This is a genomic window from Paenibacillus sp. FSL P4-0176 (genome assembly GCF_037975265.1).
GTDB lineage: Bacteria > Bacillota > Bacilli > Paenibacillales > Paenibacillaceae > Paenibacillus > Paenibacillus amylolyticus.
On sequence record NZ_CP150242.1, the window covers coordinates 3,155,950 to 3,174,918 of the forward strand.

At 45.0% G+C, this 18,969-nt stretch carries 14 protein-coding genes and 1 other annotated feature; of the genes, 12 read left to right on the forward strand and 2 right to left on the reverse strand.

All coding sequences use genetic code 11. From position 1 onward, the window contains the following. The first annotated feature begins 117 nt into the window (after positions 1–117). The 6 genes from MKY95_RS14475 (at position 118) to asd (ending at position 7,608) form a co-directional block, all read left to right on the forward strand. Positions 118–2,310 (forward strand): glycosyltransferase family 39 protein, encoded by a 2,193-nt coding sequence (locus tag MKY95_RS14475; RefSeq protein ID WP_076318020.1) that lies wholly within the window; start codon positions 118–120, stop codon positions 2,308–2,310. 279 nt (positions 2,311–2,589) lie between these two features. Next, entirely contained in the window at positions 2,590–3,576 is a 987-nt protein-coding gene (locus MKY95_RS14480; protein ID WP_076318019.1) for a glycosyltransferase family 2 protein, read from the forward strand. Further along, positions 3,569–3,961, forward strand: a complete 393-nt coding sequence (locus tag MKY95_RS14485; RefSeq protein WP_076249472.1) for a GtrA family protein — start codon at positions 3,569–3,571, stop codon at positions 3,959–3,961. The genes MKY95_RS14480 and MKY95_RS14485 overlap by 8 nt, the downstream gene beginning before the upstream one ends. A 57-nt stretch (positions 3,962–4,018) precedes the next feature. Continuing rightward, entirely contained in the window at positions 4,019–4,891 is an 873-nt protein-coding gene (gene galU / locus MKY95_RS14490; RefSeq protein ID WP_047842782.1) for a UTP--glucose-1-phosphate uridylyltransferase GalU, read from the forward strand. A 149-nt stretch (positions 4,892–5,040) separates the two neighbouring features. Next, positions 5,041–5,886: a class I SAM-dependent methyltransferase gene (locus tag MKY95_RS14495; protein WP_076318018.1), complete on the forward strand. Its 846-nt coding sequence runs from the start codon at positions 5,041–5,043 to the stop codon at positions 5,884–5,886. A gap of 189 nt (positions 5,887–6,075) precedes the next feature. Further along, positions 6,076–6,353, forward strand: a binding site (T-box leader). 169 nt (positions 6,354–6,522) lie between these two features. Then, positions 6,523–7,608, forward strand: a complete 1,086-nt coding sequence (gene asd / locus MKY95_RS14500; protein WP_017688716.1) for an aspartate-semialdehyde dehydrogenase — start codon at positions 6,523–6,525, stop codon at positions 7,606–7,608. Positions 7,609–7,865: 257 nt separating this feature from the next. Here the strand turns inward: asd and MKY95_RS14505 are convergent, their stop codons facing one another. Next, entirely contained in the window at positions 7,866–8,384 is a 519-nt protein-coding gene (locus MKY95_RS14505; protein ID WP_047842784.1) for a MerR family transcriptional regulator, read from the reverse strand. Between the two features lie 172 nt (positions 8,385–8,556). Here MKY95_RS14505 and MKY95_RS14510 point away from each other — a divergent pair, with 172 nt between their 5' ends. After that, positions 8,557–9,408: an aldo/keto reductase gene (locus tag MKY95_RS14510; RefSeq protein WP_017688714.1), complete on the forward strand. Its 852-nt coding sequence runs from the start codon at positions 8,557–8,559 to the stop codon at positions 9,406–9,408. Between the two features lie 120 nt (positions 9,409–9,528). Here the strand turns inward: MKY95_RS14510 and MKY95_RS14515 are convergent, their stop codons facing one another. Further along, positions 9,529–10,497, reverse strand: a complete 969-nt coding sequence (locus tag MKY95_RS14515; RefSeq protein WP_076318017.1) for a bile acid:sodium symporter family protein — start codon at positions 10,495–10,497, stop codon at positions 9,529–9,531. 171 nt (positions 10,498–10,668) lie between these two features. Here MKY95_RS14515 and MKY95_RS14520 point away from each other — a divergent pair, with 171 nt between their 5' ends. The 5 genes from MKY95_RS14520 to MKY95_RS14540 all read left to right on the forward strand — a co-directional run bounded on the left by MKY95_RS14520 (position 10,669) and on the right by MKY95_RS14540 (position 18,942). Next, on the forward strand, positions 10,669–11,109 hold the full coding sequence (locus MKY95_RS14520) for a DUF6376 family protein (protein ID WP_143781005.1): 441 nt from the start codon (positions 10,669–10,671) through the stop codon (positions 11,107–11,109). 325 nt (positions 11,110–11,434) lie between these two features. After that, positions 11,435–12,190, forward strand: a complete 756-nt coding sequence (locus MKY95_RS14525; RefSeq protein WP_047842788.1) for an SDR family NAD(P)-dependent oxidoreductase — start codon at positions 11,435–11,437, stop codon at positions 12,188–12,190. A gap of 488 nt (positions 12,191–12,678) precedes the next feature. Continuing rightward, positions 12,679–13,476 carry a sulfite exporter TauE/SafE family protein gene (locus MKY95_RS14530; RefSeq protein WP_339199339.1) on the forward strand — a complete coding sequence of 266 codons (798 nt, stop codon included), beginning with the start codon at positions 12,679–12,681 and terminating at the stop codon, positions 13,474–13,476. Positions 13,477–13,663: 187 nt separating this feature from the next. Further along, positions 13,664–16,045, forward strand: coding sequence for a polyprenyl synthetase family protein (locus MKY95_RS14535; protein ID WP_339199342.1), 2,382 nt, complete (start codon positions 13,664–13,666; stop codon positions 16,043–16,045). A gap of 269 nt (positions 16,046–16,314) precedes the next feature. Next, positions 16,315–18,942 (forward strand): PAS domain S-box protein, encoded by a 2,628-nt coding sequence (locus MKY95_RS14540; RefSeq protein WP_339199344.1) that lies wholly within the window; start codon positions 16,315–16,317, stop codon positions 18,940–18,942. Positions 18,943–18,969: the final 27 nt, after the last annotated feature.

The window sequence follows — 18,969 nt, forward strand, 5'->3', positions numbered from 1 at the left end:
AATTTAGCTGAAAGGAATATGAATTATCCTCAGACAACATTCAGCGGGCACTCATCACAGTTTTATTTTGGCATGTCACAATACTAGACATGAAGAACTTTGAAGGAGTGATTAACATTGAATAACACCAAAAGAAGGATGGATCTTGTCCTTCTGCCGATTGTATTACTGGCGGCATTTCTCAATGGGTACGGTATCTGGAACGATCAATATGCCAATTCCTATTATACGACTGCCGTTGGGAGTATGCTCAGCAACTTCCACAACTTTTTCTATGCTTCACTAGACTCAGCAGGCTCGGTCACTGTAGATAAACCACCCGTTGTCTTCTGGATTCAGACGGCCTTTGCCTATGTCTTCGGACTGCACGGAGGGATTGTTATTTTACCGCAGGTATTAGCGGGAATCGGTTCCGTGCTCCTGATCTATTTCATGGTGAAACCTACATATGGTCTTGCAGCAGCACGAATCTCGTCACTTGCGATGGCAACTGTGCCTGTCGTGGCGGCAGTCAGCCGGACCAACAATATTGACAGCATGCTGGTGTTTACACTACTGCTGGGTTCATGGTTTTTGTTCAAAGGCAGCAAACAAGGCAGTACTTGGCGCATTCTGGTTGCTTTTGGGTTAATAGGCGTAGCCTTTAATATGAAAATGCTTCAAGCCTACATGATTCTCCCGGCTTTTTACTTGTTCTATCTGCTCGCATTTCAGGCGAAATGGAGAAGGAAGATCATCCTGCTGATCGGCAGCACGGCGGTTCTGGCGGTCGTTTCTTTATCCTGGGCGGTCACAGTGGATTCTATCCCCGAAGACGAGCGGCCTTATATCGGCAGCAGTGAGACAAACTCAGTCATGGAACTCGCCTTTGGATACAATGGACTGGCTCGCCTAACGGGTCAGCAGAATACTGCAGGTAACGCAGGTATGCCAAATGGTATGGGACAGGGAAATAATCGTGGCAATCGAGGAGACTTGTCTTCAGGTCCTAATCAGACAGACAGTGGTGTTCCTGGCGCTGGGCAAGATGTCAATGCACCGGATAACGATAATATGAATGGTTCGAACGGCTTGAACGCCATGGGTGGCATGAATGGGCCGAATGGCAATTTCCCGAACGGGCAGATGCCGAATGATATGGAAATGCCAAATGGAAGAAATTTCGGCGGTGGCATGGGAGGCATGTTCGGTACAGGGGAGAAAGGTCCTCTGCGTCTGTTCCAGACTGAACTGTCAGGTCAAGCGAGCTGGCTTCTGCCAGTTGTGCTGCTTGGATGCATTGCCATATTTGCAGGATTAAGACGGAGAAATATAACTAACAAGCACAAGGAGGCCTTGTTCTGGCTGTCCTGGCTGCTTCCCGTTGCTGCCTTTTTCAGTGTGGCAGGTTTCTTCCATCAATATTATCTGATTATGCTTGCACCTCCAATTGCGGCGCTGACTGGCGCAGGATTTGTAGCGATGTGGAAATCATATCGTGATCGCAATGGCTGGCAGGCATGGTTGCTTCCGGTGTCCGTGCTGCTGACGACCCTGTTTGGCTGGTATATCATGCAGGCGTATAACGATACGATTGGTGCAGGCTGGTCCATTAGTGAATTGATCGCAGGCATTCTGGTCACGGTCATCCTTGTCGGTATGCTTCATCGCACACATCAATGGAAACAGGGCTTCATTATCGCAGGATTCATGGCGATGCTGATCGGTCCAATCTACTGGGCATTCACCCCAATTACTTATGGTGGCAACAGCATGATTCCGGCAGCAGGACCTACTGGCTCCAATGGTATGTTTGGTGGAGCAGGAATGAGCATGCCGATGGGTAAGGGTGCAGGAGACACAGAAATGCCTGCAATTGGTGGCCGTGGCGGAATGGGTAATCGTAACGAAGAAGTGGATACAGCTACACTGAATTATCTGAAAGAGCACAATACAGGCGAAACGTATCTATTCGCCACTACGGACTATAATCAGGCAGCACCTTATATCATCGATGAAAGAGCAGCGGTCATTACACTTGGAGGTTTCTCCGGGTCAGACCCGGTGTACACAACGGAGGAACTGGAACAACTCGTCAAGAGTGGTCAAGTGAAGTACTTCATGGTTGGTGGCATGGGTGGACGTGGAGGGAACTCGGATATTAGCGATTGGATCAAGGAACACGGAACCGAGATTCCAACGTCAGAATGGAAGACAGGTACCGACAGCGGATCCATGGATAACGGTGACACGGAGAATGAAGCTGGACTTGGATTTGGATTCGGGTTCGGATTTGGCGGACAGACCACCTTGTACGAAGTGAAATTGTAGCTATATAAATTGAACTTATCATTTACACGATAACGGAGAGGACAGAAAAAAACTGAAAAAGCGAAGCGTTCGCCTACAAGCTTTCTGCAAGAAAGCTACATCGGAAGCATACGCTATCTCCGGATTTTCCCTTAGGAAAAGGGAATCAAAAAAATCTGGGGATAACAGCGATTGGAAGGTTGGTCTGTCATCGAAGTGTACAGTGTAAATATTCTTTAGTTCAATTTGTATAGAATAAAAATCTCGAACGAAGTCCATTGGAAAAGGGAGGGGACAAACATGGCTCACGCGTACCGATACAGCATTATTATTCCCATGTATAACGAGGAAGCGGTGATCGAGGAGACTTATCGGCGTCTGAAGAAGGTCATGGGCAGCACAGGAGAGAGTTATGAACTGTTGTTTGTTAATGATGGCAGCGTGGATCAAAGTGCACAGATGATCCGTGATTACGCCCGTTGGGACGAGAGTGTGAAGCTGATAGATTTTGCCCGTAACTTCGGACATCAGATTGCGATAACAGCTGGTATGGATTATGCAGTGGGGGATGCGGTGGTTATTATTGATGCGGATCTACAGGACCCTCCCGAACTGATACTGGATATGATCGCCAAATGGAAAGAGGGCTATGAAGTCGTATATGCCCGTCGCACCAGACGAAGTGGGGAAACTCGCTTTAAGAAATGGTCGGCGAGTCTGTTCTATCGTGTACTTCGTGCTTCAACGGATACGGATATCCCGGTAGACACCGGAGATTTTCGCCTAATTGACCGCAAAGTATGTGATGAGATGAAACGTCTTCCGGAGAAAAACCGATTTGTGCGCGGGTTAGTCAGTTGGGTCGGATTTCGTCAGACTGCTATTGAATATGAACGTGATGAACGTCTGGCAGGCGAAACAAAATATCCGCTGAAACGCATGTTGAAACTAAGCCTGGACGGCATTACTTCATTTTCGTATAAACCGCTCAAGCTCGCAGGTTATGTAGGTGCGATCCTGTCGGTTGGCGGATTCATCTATATGTTAACGGTTATTGTTTCGGCCATCTTTACAGATTCAACAATTAAGGGATGGCCATCCATTGTGAGTATCATGCTGATGTTTAACGGATTCATCCTGATCATGCTGGGCATTCTGGGCGAGTACGTGGGCCGCATCTATGATGAGACCAAGGCGCGTCCGCTATACATTGTGAGAGATGTGGTGCAGGCCGAGGGCCAGCAAGCGCAATCCCGATTGACAGCCCGAGTTGCTCATCATGACTAAGCGTCTGGTGACACTTTTCAAGTTCGGTATTGTGGGTGTTGCAAATACGACAGTGGATGCGGTGGTGTTTGCTTTGCTTGCAGTGGTCGGTGTACCGGTTCTGATGGCTCAAGTAATCTCGTACAGCTGCGGTGTTGCGAACAGTTATTGGATGAACGGCAGGTGGACTTTTCGAGATACGGCACGAGGAGGTGGCGATAGAGCAAAACTTATTCGTTTTCTAATCACCAATCTCATCGTTCTCGCGTTATCTACCCTCATTCTGATGACTTTGCACGACATGCTGGGTTGGAGTCTCGTGATGAGCAAAATCCTGGCGACCTTGATGGGGATGGTTCTGAACTATATGGCCAGCAGATATTGGGTGTTTCGTATCGCTACTTAGCTGCCCACAGCGTGCAATATTGGTTATAAGAAGCAAATGAAAGGAGTGTATGATGATATGCGAATTAAAAAAGCAGTTATTCCGGCAGCGGGTCTCGGAACCCGTTTCCTGCCAGCGACCAAAGCACAGCCTAAAGAGATGTTACCGATTGTAGACAAACCGGCCATCCAATACATTGTTGAAGAAGCAGTGCAATCAGGCATTGAGAATATCCTCATTGTGACCGGACGCAACAAAAAATCCATAGAGGACCATTTTGATAAATCGGTTGAACTTGAACACTCTTTATATGCCAAGGGCAAACAGTCTTTACTGGAAGAGGTGCAGGCCATCAGCGAGATGGCCAATATTCATTTTATTCGGCAAAAAGAACCGCTGGGATTGGGGCATGCCATTGGGTGTGCACGGCAATTTGTAGGAGATGATGCCTTCGCTGTATTGCTCGGAGATGACATTATGGTGTCTGATCCACCTGCACTTGCACAGATGGTCCATCTCTATGAAAAGACAGGCAACCAGATCATTGGTGTTCGTCAGGTAGACGCGGCAAATGTGAGCAAATATGGCATTATTGATTCGAATGGTGCAGAGGACCGGGTTCACCGAGTCACCAATCTGGTCGAAAAACCTTCCCTTGCAGAAGCGCCATCCCGAACAGCTGTAATGGGACGATACATTCTGAAACCTTCCATCTTTCCAATCCTGGATCAGATCGAGAGAGGTGCTGGAGGGGAATATCAGTTAACGGATGCCTTGAAAGAAGTAAGTCAGGTGGAGGAACTGTTGGCCCTTGAACTGGAGGGGCGTCGCTACGATATAGGCGATCAATTCGGATATATTCAGGCGATCTTGGAGATCGGACTGTTGCGTAAGGAATTACAGCCCATGCTGACACCCTATCTTCAGAAGCTTGCAACTCAGTGGGCATAGGAATTGATATGTAGCAGAGGTTTAGATCTGCTATAGGACGAGTTCTCCTCCGTGCCATGGTTCTGTCATAGACTCTAGTGTTGTACAATTATTCCAGTAACGCTACAATTAGCAAGAAGTTTAGGTTGCTCTTTGAGGAGTGAGGAATCATGAATGAATCTATCATCAGGGACCTTATTAAGTATATGGACGTGGAGGACAACGCCGCCATTCAGTACATTCAGACCGAGCATCGGATGAAACTGGGACTCTTTTGGGGGATAAAGGAAGGCAGCCGGGTTCTGGAAATCGGGTGTGGTCAGGGAGATACAACGGCCGTGCTTGCACATCTGGTGGGGGAGCACGGGTACGTTCATGGTGTAGATATTGCACCGGAGGATTATGGTACACCGCTGACCGTAGGCGAAGCGGCAGCCAAGCTGCGGAGATCTCCACTGGGTGATCGAATTCGAATGGATTATGATTTTGATATTCTGAGTGATCAGACTCAATTCGCCGAGAATGAGTTTGATGTTATTGTACTTTCCCATTGTTCTTGGTACTTGAAATCGTTTGACGAACTCGCTGAGATTCTTAGCAAGGTTAGGGCGTGGGGACATAAGTTATGTTTTGCAGAATGGGATGCCCGAGTTACAGATGTGAGCCAGCTCTCACATTGGTTATCCGTTCTGATTCAGTCCCAGGTCGAATGTTACAAGGAGAACAGCTTCTCCAATGTGCGCACGCTTTTTACACCGGAGGATATCCAAGAGCTTGTCTCTGCGGCAGGCTGGACGATTAAGGAAGAGACTTCGATCCATTCTCCCGAGCTGCAGGACGGTCGCTGGGAAACCGAAATGACACTGGCAGAAGCGCCTGTGGAACTGCAAATGCTTCCAATCCCGGACAAAGTAAAAACACTTCTTCTTTCCGAACTGAAATTACTTAAGACACATCATGCCTCGGGGCCTGGGAGCCCATTGGGAACGTATGCGATGGTTGCCAAAAAGCAGTAAAGAAATAGCCATTTGTAGTATGTTATAATAAAGATGTCTATCGACGTGCTATCACAGAAGATTGACCGTTTAGCTGAAGTTTTTCTTGCGATAATTGAATAGTTCAGCTCCGCTGGAAACATATAAATTCCATAATCTAAAAAAATGTGTTTACTTCATCACAGTAATTTTGATATTATAATCGCAATATCAAATGCGACGAAGAGACGAGTAGATAAAAATCATTCTTTCAAAGAGAGCTCCGGTAGCTGAAAAGGAGTAAAGAACTTTTTATTGAATAAAGACTCAGAGCAGCACATCGGAACTTAGCATTTAAGGGATGGTGTGACAGGAGCTCCTGTTACAGAGCTAGAGTATGAACGGTCTACAGCTTTCAACATGGTTGTAAACCTTTACTTGAAGAGGCTGATATGGTGACATATTGGCGAATCTGGGTGGTACCACGAGAGTTCAATCTCGTCCCTGAGACTATTGTCTTGGGGATGGGATTTTTTGGTTTTTCCGGGGTGTGACTACACGCTTTGGAATTGCCTGAATAGTGTTAATTAGGAAGTCAATTTCATAATACGTTTTTAGTGAGTTATGAAATTGATTTGAAGAGAAGAATCACTTAAACCGAAAGGAAATGATGATTGAATGTCAGCAAAATTGAAAGTTGGTATCGTCGGAGGAACGGGAATGGTGGGTCAGCGTTTTGTGGACCTGCTTGATCAACATCCATGGTTTGAAGTAACAGCTATTTCTGCAAGCGCCAATTCGGCAGGTAAAACATATGAAGAATCCGTACAAGGCAGATGGAAACTCGCAGTTCCTATTCCGGAAGCTGTGAAAAAAATCGTTGTTCAGGATGCTTCCCAGGTTGAGGCTTTTGCCAGCCAGGTTGACTTTATTTTCTGCGCGGTTGATATGAAAAAGAATGAAATTCAAGCGCTCGAAGAAGCTTACGCTAGAACAGGCACACCTGTCGTGTCCAACAACTCGGCTCACCGCTGGACAGCAGATGTACCAATGGTAATCCCTGAGATTAACCCGGGACATCTGGACGTGATTGAAGCTCAACGCAAACGTTTGGGCACAAAAACCGGATTCATTGCTGTAAAACCAAACTGCTCGATTCAGAGCTATGTGCCAGCACTGCACGCCTTGCGTGAGTTCAACCCGACTCAGGTCGTGGCTTCCACGTATCAAGCAATCTCCGGAGCAGGTAAAAACTTTACGGACTGGCCTGATATGCTTGATAATGTCATTCCATACATCGGTGGCGAAGAAGAGAAGAGTGAGCAGGAACCACTCCGGATCTGGGGCAGCATCGAAAATAATGAGATCGTCAAAGCATCGGCTCCATTAATTACAACACAATGTATTCGTGTGCCGGTAACGGATGGACATCTGGCGACCGTGTTTGTAAACTTCGAGAAAAAACCAAGTAAAGACGAAATTTTGGAGCGTTGGTTACAGTTCAAAGGTCGTCCGCAGGAACTGGCTCTGCCAAGTGCACCAAAACAATTCATTACGTATTTTGAAGAAGAGAACAGACCACAGACTAAACTGGATCGTGACATCGAACGCGGAATGGGTGTCTCCACAGGCCGACTGCGCGAAGACTCACTCTACGATTACAAATTCGTGGGATTGTCCCACAACACGCTCCGTGGAGCGGCAGGTGGCGCGGTTCTGATCGCAGAACTGCTAAAAGCTGAAGGATATATTCAACCGAAATAAGCATAAAGGCATCATGAGCAACAGATTTCTGAACAGGATATTTCATGAAAAACCATCACTTGTTGATGGTTTTTTTGTATTGTGAACAGGGACCAGAAAATGGGCAGGAATAGATTAAAGAGATCCCAGCAGAGGGTTGTAGTGGCGAAAAACGCCGACAATGTTGTCGGCGTTTTTTACTCAGGCTCATTTAGATATACATAATGTAAGAAATAGCCTATATGTTTAGAACATACGTGAGCTATATCATGTGAAGTTTAAGATACTATGCTAGTTTGCTGCTTCATAGCAGCTGCTGGGCACTGAGCCGAAACCTCGGCTTCAGGAAGACTGCGACTTTTTAAACGGGATGCAGGACAACTCCCTTCTTCGTCACGCTTGGTTTCCCAATTGACCGGGTTGGTCATATCCGGGATGCGCTGCTCCAAAATAGCCTGATATTGACGTGCTTTCTCTTCCAAATGGGCTACGCGGCTCTTGGCCTCTTCAAGCTGAATCAGCGCCGCTTCCTTATACTCCATCATAAGTGCGAATCGCTGCGAAACGGTTGAATCACCTTCGAGGCAGAGATCGACGTATGTTTTAATATTTTCAATCGGTAAACCTGTCTGCTTGAGGCATTTGACGCCATGTAGCCAATTGATGGATTCTTCATCAAACACCCGAATATTATTTTTATTGCGTTGAATGCTCGGAACCAAGCCTTTATCCGTGTAAAAGCGAACAGCGTGCTCTGTGAGTCCCGTAAGCTGGGCAGCATCCTGGACAGTATACATATGTACACCTCCTTCTAAAAAAATATTGGAGACCGCTTGACTTCGTGTAAGACGAAGGAGCTAGGGTTATTGTAACGCAAGTCGGCCGGAAGTGGAATCCTCGCTTTGTTGCTGAATTTCAGGAATACGTGACCACTTGCGATTCACAATTGGACCATAGGAGGAATTGAATATGCAAACTGTAACCTTGAACAATGGAGTGAAAATGCCGATTATTGGCTTTGGTGTCTACCAGGTTCCCGATGCTGATGAATGTGAGAACACGGTATATGAGGCGCTGAAGGCCGGTTACCGCCTAATTGATACCGCTGCCGGTTACCTAAACGAAGAAGCGGTTGGACGTGCAATTAAACGCAGTGGCATAGCGCGGGAAGAACTTTTCATCACGACAAAGCTTTGGATTCAGGATGCAGGATACGAAAGTGCCAAGCGGGCGTTTGCCAAATCGTTAAGTAAGCTTCAGCTCGATTATCTGGATATGTACCTTATTCACATGCCGTTTGGTGATTACTACGGCGCATGGCGTGCGATGGAAGAACTATACCGTGAGGGCAAGATCAGGGCTATCGGTGTCAGTAACTTCCTACCTGACCGCCTGATGGACCTCATCGTCCACAACGAAGTTGTGCCTGTCATCAATCAGATCGAAACGCATCCGTTTCAACAGCAGGTCGACAGCGCTGTTTTCATGAAAGAACAGGGGATACAGCACCAGTCATGGTCCCCGTTCGCCGAAGGTCGCAACAATTTATTCAGCAACGAAGTCTTGGTTTCCATTGCCGAGAAACATAACAAATCTGTCGCCCAGGTTGTACTGCGCTGGCTTGTGCAGCGGGATGTTGTTGTTATTCCAAAATCAGTACGCAAAGAGCGGCTTATCGAGAACTTCGATATTTTCGACTTTGTACTAAGCCCGGAAGAGATTGCAACCATTTCCACACTGGATACCAAGGAAAGTCTATTCATGAAGATTGATAATCCTGAAGTTGCCAAGATGCTGGGCAATATGAAAGTGGATTTGTAGCCAAGAACTGATTGCTAGGTTTACGAAACGTAGCATTATCGTAGCACTTGAAGTAATAAAAGCAATCCAATGCAAAACGCCGACAATCATGTCGGCGTTTTTTAATCATCCAATATTTTGTTAGGCCGCGGATGTCTTATCCGACTTATGCAGAAGCTGCGAGCGACGACCGAGCAGATAACCTGTCAGGGAAGCGAGCATCTGTTGAAATACCATGCCAAGCACAACCGGGACAGCAACAGGTGGCGGAAAATACGAAACAGCGAGTACTGCACCTGCGCTGATATTACGCATACCTCCATTGAATACGAGAGCGACCTGATCGGCCTCGTTCCAGCCCAGCAATCGGGCGATGAAGTAACTTAGCGCATAACCGAATGATGCCAGGAAAATAATGATGACCGCAAGACCAGCCAACTTCCAGTTGAAATCAGCCAAGTAGGGCGCAACGACAGATCCGTTAATCGCAACGACTGATGCCATGAACAATTTGGATAACGGGTTCAACCTTGGTCCCCAGACCGGGACAATGGCGCCTTTGGTCCACTCATTCAGCAGCATACCGAGCAGGGATGGTACAACAATCATCCAGAACAGACTGCTCATCATGGCTGCTGTGTCCAGTGTGACACTGGTTCCGATTAACAGGGATAACACCCCGGGCACTACAAAAGGAGCAAGCATGGTATCAATCAGGATGATGGATAGCGTAAGTGCGATATTGCCCCGATAAATACTGACCCAGATGAAGCTGCTTATTCCTGTCGGAATCACGGCTGCCAGAACAAGGCCCGTTATGGTGTAAGCATCTGTAGGGAAAATCAGATGACCCATACCGAGAGCAATTAAAGGCATTGCCAAATGCAAAATAAATAGACATACAAACAGGGGGAACGGCTTCTTCAGCACGTTCACAAAATCCCGTATCCCAAGACTGATACTTCCAGCGAACGTCATGAACGCAAAAAGCCAAGGGGATAAAAAGGTATAAGAAGAAAGAAAACTCCCGCATAACACGCCAATAATAATGCTGATTGGGGTAATCAGTGGCATGATGCGGTTCAAGCGTTGGTTCAAAGCTTGAAGCATAATCATGACATCCCTTTACCGTGTGATTTTACTATTATACATCTTAATAACGTTGGCTGCAGACCCATTTGCAATGAAGTAGTCTGAACAAGTATTATGGACTTGGAACAAGGATTCCGATTAGGAGAAGGGGAGATGATCATGTTTATAAGAAAAAGAAAGCACACATTAATGATGACAGGCCTTATTGCATCAAGTATTCTGCTGATTTCAGCCTGTTCTGTCGTGGAACAAGCTAATCAAAGTTTAAATTATGTGAGTGGGGCTACTGATTATATAGAACAGGTATCAACCGCCGGGGCTGATCTGCAAGAGCTTGCATCGGGTGCGGTGAATAATCCGGAGGTTACAACGCAGATTCAGGAGAAAATCGATCTGATCCAAGCAGAGGCAAGCGAATTTTCTCAGTTGACTGCACCTGCAATAGGAGAGAGCATTCATGAGAATCTGGTCAGTTATAATACGCAATTAACAGAAGTCGTGAACAATTTCGAGAATACAATTGCAGAGCAAGGTTTTACGGCAGAAAATTGGGAGAAGACAGGCATTCCTGAACTGATCACCAACATCAATAATTTGAAAGATCCGCTAAGCGGACTTCAGGGTGAATAAGTTGAATTAGTTTTCAATATGGAAGACAACACAGTTTGAAATTCTCATATTTATAAGGGCGAGATATCGGAATGATCGAATTACCGTTATGCTCGCTTTTTTTATTTTCCGAAACCGGATGCATATTTAATATCACAGGAGCTAGACTATATCATGTAAATAGGAGATGTATATGACATTTATCTCATATTTATGTGAAGATGATCTATGGTTTGACAAGGTTGGGACAGAGGCGTATGATAAGTATATAAGTTAATAAAATATAGTTACTTACTATAAGTTTAGAACTGCCCTTAAATATATTTTGCCAAAGGAGAGCTGAGTCATGACTCAACACAATGGAAAAGTAATCATTATTACAGGTGGAGCAAGTGGTATTGGTAAAGAGACAGCACTTCAACTTTCGGATCAAGGTGCGACTATTGTTGTCGCTGACTATAATGAAGACGGAGCGAAGAAGCTTGCGGCAGAGATTGAAGCAGCAGGCGGAACAGCGGGCGCGTACAAAGTGGATGTATCCAAAGGGGACGAGATCAAAGCCCTGATCGACTGGACCGTAGAGCAATATGGTACGTTAAGCGGTATTTTCAATAACGCAGGCATTGGACTTGTGAAGCCATTTCTGGAGATGGACCCGGAATCCTATCACAGAGTCATTGATGTAGATCAGCACAGTGTATACTACGGTATGTATTATGGCGCGAAAAAAATGGTTGAATTGAACGTACAGGGTACCATTGTAAATACAGCTTCGATCTATGGAAGTGTTGCTGCAGTAGGTAGCTTCAACTACAACGCAGCCAAGGCTGCTGTTGTTATGATGTCCAAATCCGGTGCATTGGAACTTGCTGAGCATGGAATTCGTGTAGTTGGTGTAGCACCTGGCTTTATCGAAACACCGATTCTGGGTGATGACCAAGCCATGAAGGATGCGCTTGCTACTCAACATATGCGTGGAGAGCTCATTCAACCGGAGAAAGTAGCCAGTGTGGTTACATTCCTGTTCAGTGATGCAGCCAGTGCAGTTAATGGTACAACTGTAGCCGTAGATGATGGATTCCTCAGCTTCAAAACAAAATAAATAACCTTCTAAAATTAAGAGAACTCATCTCAAAAAAACAGAAAAAAAACGGTGCAGAACGATTAATTCGTTTTGCACCGTTTTTGTATTTTCATTATAAAGTAATCATGGCATATGAGATGGAAATAAGTTTGTCGAATCATCCCGAAATTTCAGAGATCGTGATACAATTAGCAAGGTTGTATCTTTTTATCATTTTGTGGTGTCATATACAATTCGAACTCCGAGAGAGCCATAACTCTCTTCTTTGTAATGACATTGAGAACAGGTTTTGGTCGAGCATAACGCATCGTTATGAACTTGTAATTTTTCGTTGCACTGTGGACATTTATTTTCAAAAAGAGTCTTCAACACGTTAAACATGCTTAATCACTCATTTCGGATTAATTTACTTGGTTTTTATTATAACGGATAATATTCGCTGTGTATAGCACTTTTGAGTGATATCGAAATGAGATTTATATTGCACGAAAGGAAGCACATAACCGATGGATCTTCTGCTTTTTGTCATCATGTGTATACTGGGTCTGGTCGGTTCATTCTTCTCCGGTTTGTTGGGTATTGGTGGGGCCATTATCAATTATCCGCTACTGTTATATGTTCCATCCTGGGTGGGATTGGAGCCGTTCTCAGCACATCAGGTATCGTCGATTAGTATGTTTCAAGTGTTTTTCGCTTCACTTGCTGGTGTGATTGCATTCCGGAGAAAAGTAAAAACGGGTAGAAGTGGTGGGGCAATCGTTCACCGCGGATTGGTGCTGTACATGGGCTCCAGCATTCTTGCTGGCAGTCTGATCGGCGGGTTCATATCCGGTCATCTGGACGGAAGGATTATTAATCTGATCTATGGCATTCTGGCGATCATGGCGATTGTGCTTATGCTGATTCCCGGAAAGGGAAAGCTTGATACCTCAGCTCCACTGGTGTTTAACCGATGGATTGCAGCAGGCACGGCTTTTGCAGTAGGTATTGTATCAGGAATTGTTGGTGCGGGTGGTGCCTTTATCCTTATTCCTATCATGCTGACGATTCTCAATATCCCCGTACGAACGACGATTGCTTCTTCACTGGCGATTGTATTTATCTCCGCAATCGGCGGCGTTATAGGGAAAATTACGGGTGGAGATATTCCGATGGAACCCATCATCTATACGGTGATCGGGAGTCTACTGGGGGCATCCCTTGGTTCACGGGTTAGTTCGATGATTAATGTGAGGGTACTTCGATATGCATTAATCGTACTTATCGCCATCACAGCGGTTAAAGTCTGGTCATCCATTCTGTAAAATCACGTATATGGGAATGAACAATGACGATTTCGTAACCAAACGGTTGGATCGCCGTATAAAGGTTATGAACATGAGCTGAAGCGTTGGATACACGATCAAATGAGTTCAGTTTTCGTCCATGGAGCACCTCATCTCCTTTCATGGATACATGTTTAACATTAATAGAATTTGAGGTATCCACCCTATGAATAACGTACTTACAGAACAGGCTGATGCAGGATATCGGCTAGCTGAGCAGAAAGCATCTCAGTATTTTACTTCTCTTAGGCAGCAACTTATGGATAATACGTATACAACAGCACTTACCCAAGATATTCATGTATGGCAAAAGAAACATATTCATCGTTTTGCCTGGCTTTCTCTTTTATCACCTAGCAAAAGAAAACCGGATCCTCGGGATGTTCATAGATATATCCACTGGCTGAATACGACAGGAAAGCTGGATGATTACCTGGATCGGAGTATCTCCTATATTTATATGCGAGATCTGGGGCAAGCCCTTGATTCTCCGGGTACGCAGGCCCGAATTCAGAACGTTGTCCAGAATACTAAAAAATACTTTATGGGCTCAGCTACTGGGCGAAAAGGACAGCCTGATTATATCAGTCTGGCTGCGTTGTACCGATGGGGACAGAAGGAGCACATTGAAACGGCTGTCATCTGGGTGATGAACAAATTAAAGAATGTAGCATCCAACATCCCGAAGGAGCTGGATGCAGAGCAGGCGCAACGGAAGCTCATCAAGATCATTCTTGGCGTGGTCCTTCATGTGGACGATGAGATGAATGAGCAGACACCACCTGAAGAACGTGCCCGGAGATTTGATGCGGCGATCCGACTTGGTTATTCGTACGGTTTGACGTATCCATTTGTGGATGATCTGCTGGATTCTCAAGCTTTGACTGTTCAAGAAAAAGAACAATATTCCCTGATGATACGCGATGCACTTCTTACCGGGGTCGTACCTGATCTGGGAGATTGGAAAGGCAGCAATCTTGAAGTAATTGAATATGTACATTCCGAGCTTCGGGAAGCATTTGAGTACATCAAGAACTACCAGCATCCAGAGAAACAGCGCACGTTTTTAGAGCAATCCTATGTGTTCTTTCAGTCTCAGGAGATCGATCGCAACAAGAAATTAGCCAATGCGAATTATAGCAATGAAGAACTGTACATTCCGATTATTATCAAATCTTCTTCTTCCCGATTAATCGTCCGGTCTGTTCTCAGTGCACCGGTGGATGAAGGATTTGATCTGCGAACGTTCTATTACGGGATATATAATCAGTTGGCTGATGATTTTGCCGATATGTTTGACGATATGGAAGAAGGGGCAGTAACTCCATATACGTACTATTTGAAGTATCGAGATTTGCGTCCCGACTTGATCAATCCATATGAATTGTATTGGGCAGTCATCTCTCATCTAATCCATGATGTATATAACTCGGACGCCAAGACCCGCGAGGTCATACTGGATCGTGCCATTAACGGTCTGAAGCGTTGTAAAGAACGGTTGGGGCAGCAAAAATATGATGAAGTGATGACGATCTTTGCCTCTGGGCAGCCTGAATTCAATCAACTGGTTCAACAGATGGTGCGAAAAGCAGATGACGTTGATTTCCTTGATAAATTGTTACGAGATCAGGTTGTGCTTCAATTGAAAAATGACAAGCAGGAAAAAGAGGAGTTCAAACAGACCATTCGAACGGTTCGCGAACAGATTAATGTGGAGTTGCAGATTGCGAAGCCCGGTGGCCTTCATGAGATGAAAGAAACGCTGATCGATGCGGCCAATTACAGCTTGCAGGGAGACGGAAAAAGGCTACGTCCGATATTAACTTGGGTTATGGGCGTGCGCGAGTATGGTCTACCTGAGTCATCCATCGTTCCGCTGCTAAGATCGCTGGAGTACATGCATACCGCTTCCCTGATCTTTGATGATCTGCCAACGCAGGATAATGCTTCGACAAGGCGTGGACGTTCCACGCTGCACCAGGTGCACAATAGTGCCACAGCAGAGCTTACGGGTCTGTTTCTCATTCAGAAGGCGATTGGAGAGCAATCCTCATTGGATCGTTTTGATGCGGCGACCGTACTCAGACTCATTCAGTATTCGGCTGAAAAAGCAGAGGATATGTGTATGGGGCAGGCCATGGATCTGAACTCCAAAGGCAAGGCATTGACGTTGGAGCAGTTGAACATGATCTGTTTTTACAAAACAGGCATTGCCTTCGAAGCTGCCCTGGTCATGCCAGCGATACTTGCTCAAGTGAAGGAACCGGAGATGGCTGCGCTGAAAAAGTTCGCTTATCATGCAGGGATCGCCTTCCAGATCAAGGACGACTTGCTGGATTTCGAGGGAAATCACCTCATTCTTGGGAAACCTGCAGGTCAGGATGTGCGGAACAACAATTCAACCTTTGTGTCTATTCTGGGTGATGAAGGCGCGAAGAAAGCGATGTGGGAGCATTATTGTCTTGCTACAGATGCATTGAACGAGATGCCGAAACCTATCCCCTTCCTGAGACATCTATTGGATTATCTTGTTGGTCGCGAGCGCTAATTCATTTAACTAACGATTCCGTGTTGCGTATGACTTATTATGATATATAACGACAAAGGTCAGGATTCCATATGGATGGATTCCAGGCCTTGTTTGACTTTGTAGACACAAATTTCTTGAAAAGATTTGTTTCAACTCCTGTATTTTTGGGTATTAAGCAGGTACTGTTGTTTTAAAACTGACTAATTCTTATAGAACATCTTATATCAGTAAAAATTTTAGATTTCGACAAACTTTACATGGAGTCTATGCCAAAAGGAGAACTTACAATGCAGGTTCAAAAGGTCGATCATCGCGAATTGTTCGAGCAGATATATAACCAAGCGCCTATTGGGATTGCACTCGTTGCTCCAACAGGGCAATGGATGAAAGTGAACCCTGCTTTTTGTTGTATGCTAGGTTATACAAGTGATGAATTAATGGATCTCACGTATCAGGATATTACACATCCGGATGATTCCTCACAAGATATGATCTGTAGTTATGAGCTATTTGAAGGTAAATCAAAAGAAAATCAATACGAAAAACGTTACATTAATAAAAATGGTGACATCTTATGGTGTTCAATACATGTTTCCTTGGTTCGAAGCGAAATTACGGATGAACCGCTTTATTCCGTTTGCCATATTGTTGATATTTCCAATCGTAAACTGTCTGAACAAAAACTCCTCCATCGTGAAGAAATGTTCAAACTTATTACGGATCATGCTCAGGAGATCATCTATATTGCCGATTCAGAGGGAGTTTGTCGGTTCTGCTCACCGTCAGTCCAACAAATATTAGGTTATTCTCCGGAAGAAGTCATTGGCCAAAACAATAATGCTTCCTTTCACCTACAAGATCTGGAACGGATCTCACAGATGGACTTGACTAAAGGTAATCTGTTGAATATTAGAGTCCGCCATAAAGACGGGCATTATCTTTGGTTTGAAACCACATACAAGGTCTTTGGTGATGGGGAGCATGAACAGCAGATTTTTACAATTGGACGAGATATATCAGAGCGAAAAAAACAAAAGGATATCAGTGCAGAGGCTGAACGTATCGCCTTGATTGGTAGTTGGGAATGGGATATGGTCTTAGACCATATTACATTTTCAGATCAGATCTTTGAGATTTTTGAACTTGAACGCACCTGCAAACCATATCGGATAAGTGATGTTTTTGATGTTATGGATGCCGAAGATATAACCTCTTTACAAAAACATATTGCAGGGGTAAAACAGGGTGAACCGCTCGATTTTGAATACAAACACATCAGCTCTGATGGGAATGAGAAGTATCTTCACTTGCGTGGATTAATTACGCTTGATGAGCATGGTCAGCCAGTTCAGCTGAACGGAACACTACAGGATATCACTGAACGCAAGCGCATCGAATTTAAATTGCAGGAATCTGTGGAGCGATACACTTCGCTTAAGAAATACAATCATGACGCCATTATCTCGTTTAACATGGATGGTAATATTATGAATGCAAATCCAGTAGCGGTGAAAATGACGGGTTGTCCCGTGGCTGAAATGATCGGTACAAGCATAAGCAGATTTATCGGAGCCAGTAATCTGGGTCTGATTCTGGGCAGTAACTATGAGATGGCTGAAAAGGAGATCAACGCTGTTCGGCACACGAATGGATCTGAGACAGAAGTCTTGGCTACGCTTGCTCCGATCATTATTAATACATCCAATGTCGGGTTTTACCTGATTGCGAAGGATATTACGGAGCAGAAAAAACTGCTGGTAGCCAAAGAGACAGCGGAGAGAATGAATAAGGCCAAAAGTGAATTTTTGGCGATGATGAGTCATGAAATCCGCACACCTATGAACGGTGTAATTGGGATGACGGATTTGCTTTTGGATACTCCTGGACTTAGCGGGGAACAAAAGGAATACATCGAAATCATCCAGAAGAGTGGAGATTCCTTGCTGGCCATCATTAATGATATTCTGGATTTTTCCAAAATCGAATCAGGGAAAACCGATCTGGTAGAAGATCCTTTTGATCTCGTAGAGATCGTGACCGAGACGGTGCAAATCGTAAAACCACTGGCTCGTGAAAAGAAGCTGGATGTTCGCATGTGCGTAGAAGATGTTATTCCAACTCCGGTGTATGGTGATGCTTATCGTCTTAAACAGGTACTTACCAATATCATCGGCAACGCGGTCAAATTCACTTCAGAAGGCGGCGTAGAAGTTAAAGTGGGAGTTAAGGAGCAGTGCGACAATAACGTGCAGCTTTATTTTCAGGTAAAAGATTCGGGCATTGGCATTCCGGCTGAGAGGAAACAACAATTATTTGAACCTTTCTACCAACTGGAGAATTTTATGACCCGCAAACCTCAAGGTACCGGTCTTGGCCTTGCCATTAGCAAGAAACTGGTGGAGCTTATGAAGGGTGAGATCTGGATCGAGGAATCGGATGAACCGGGTACAATATTTATATTTACCGCCCAATTTAAATTAAATAACGGTGAAGAGAGCAACAGGTTGGATCAACAGCAGAAGAAGAGCAGAACATCAGCCTTACGGATTTTAATTGCAGAAGACAATGAGGTGAATCAACTCGTCCTTAGCAGAATCGTTGAGAAAAAAGGGCATTTCGTGGATCATGTGGCGGACGGTGTTGAGGCAGTCGAGGCGGTCAAACACACTTCATATGATATTGTCTTCATGGATGTGCATATGCCAAGACTTAATGGATTCGAAGCGACAAAAATGATTAAAAATGCTTTGCACCCCGAGAGTTGTCCATTCATTATTGCGGTAACTGCAAATGCCGTAAGAGGAGACATGGAAAACTGCTTGAAGGCAGGCATGGATGCGTATGTCAGCAAACCGATCAAAATTGAGTCCATTATGCAAGCATTGGAGAGCTATTACATCAAAAATAATCTCTGAACGCGTTACAAATGGATTCATGAGTAA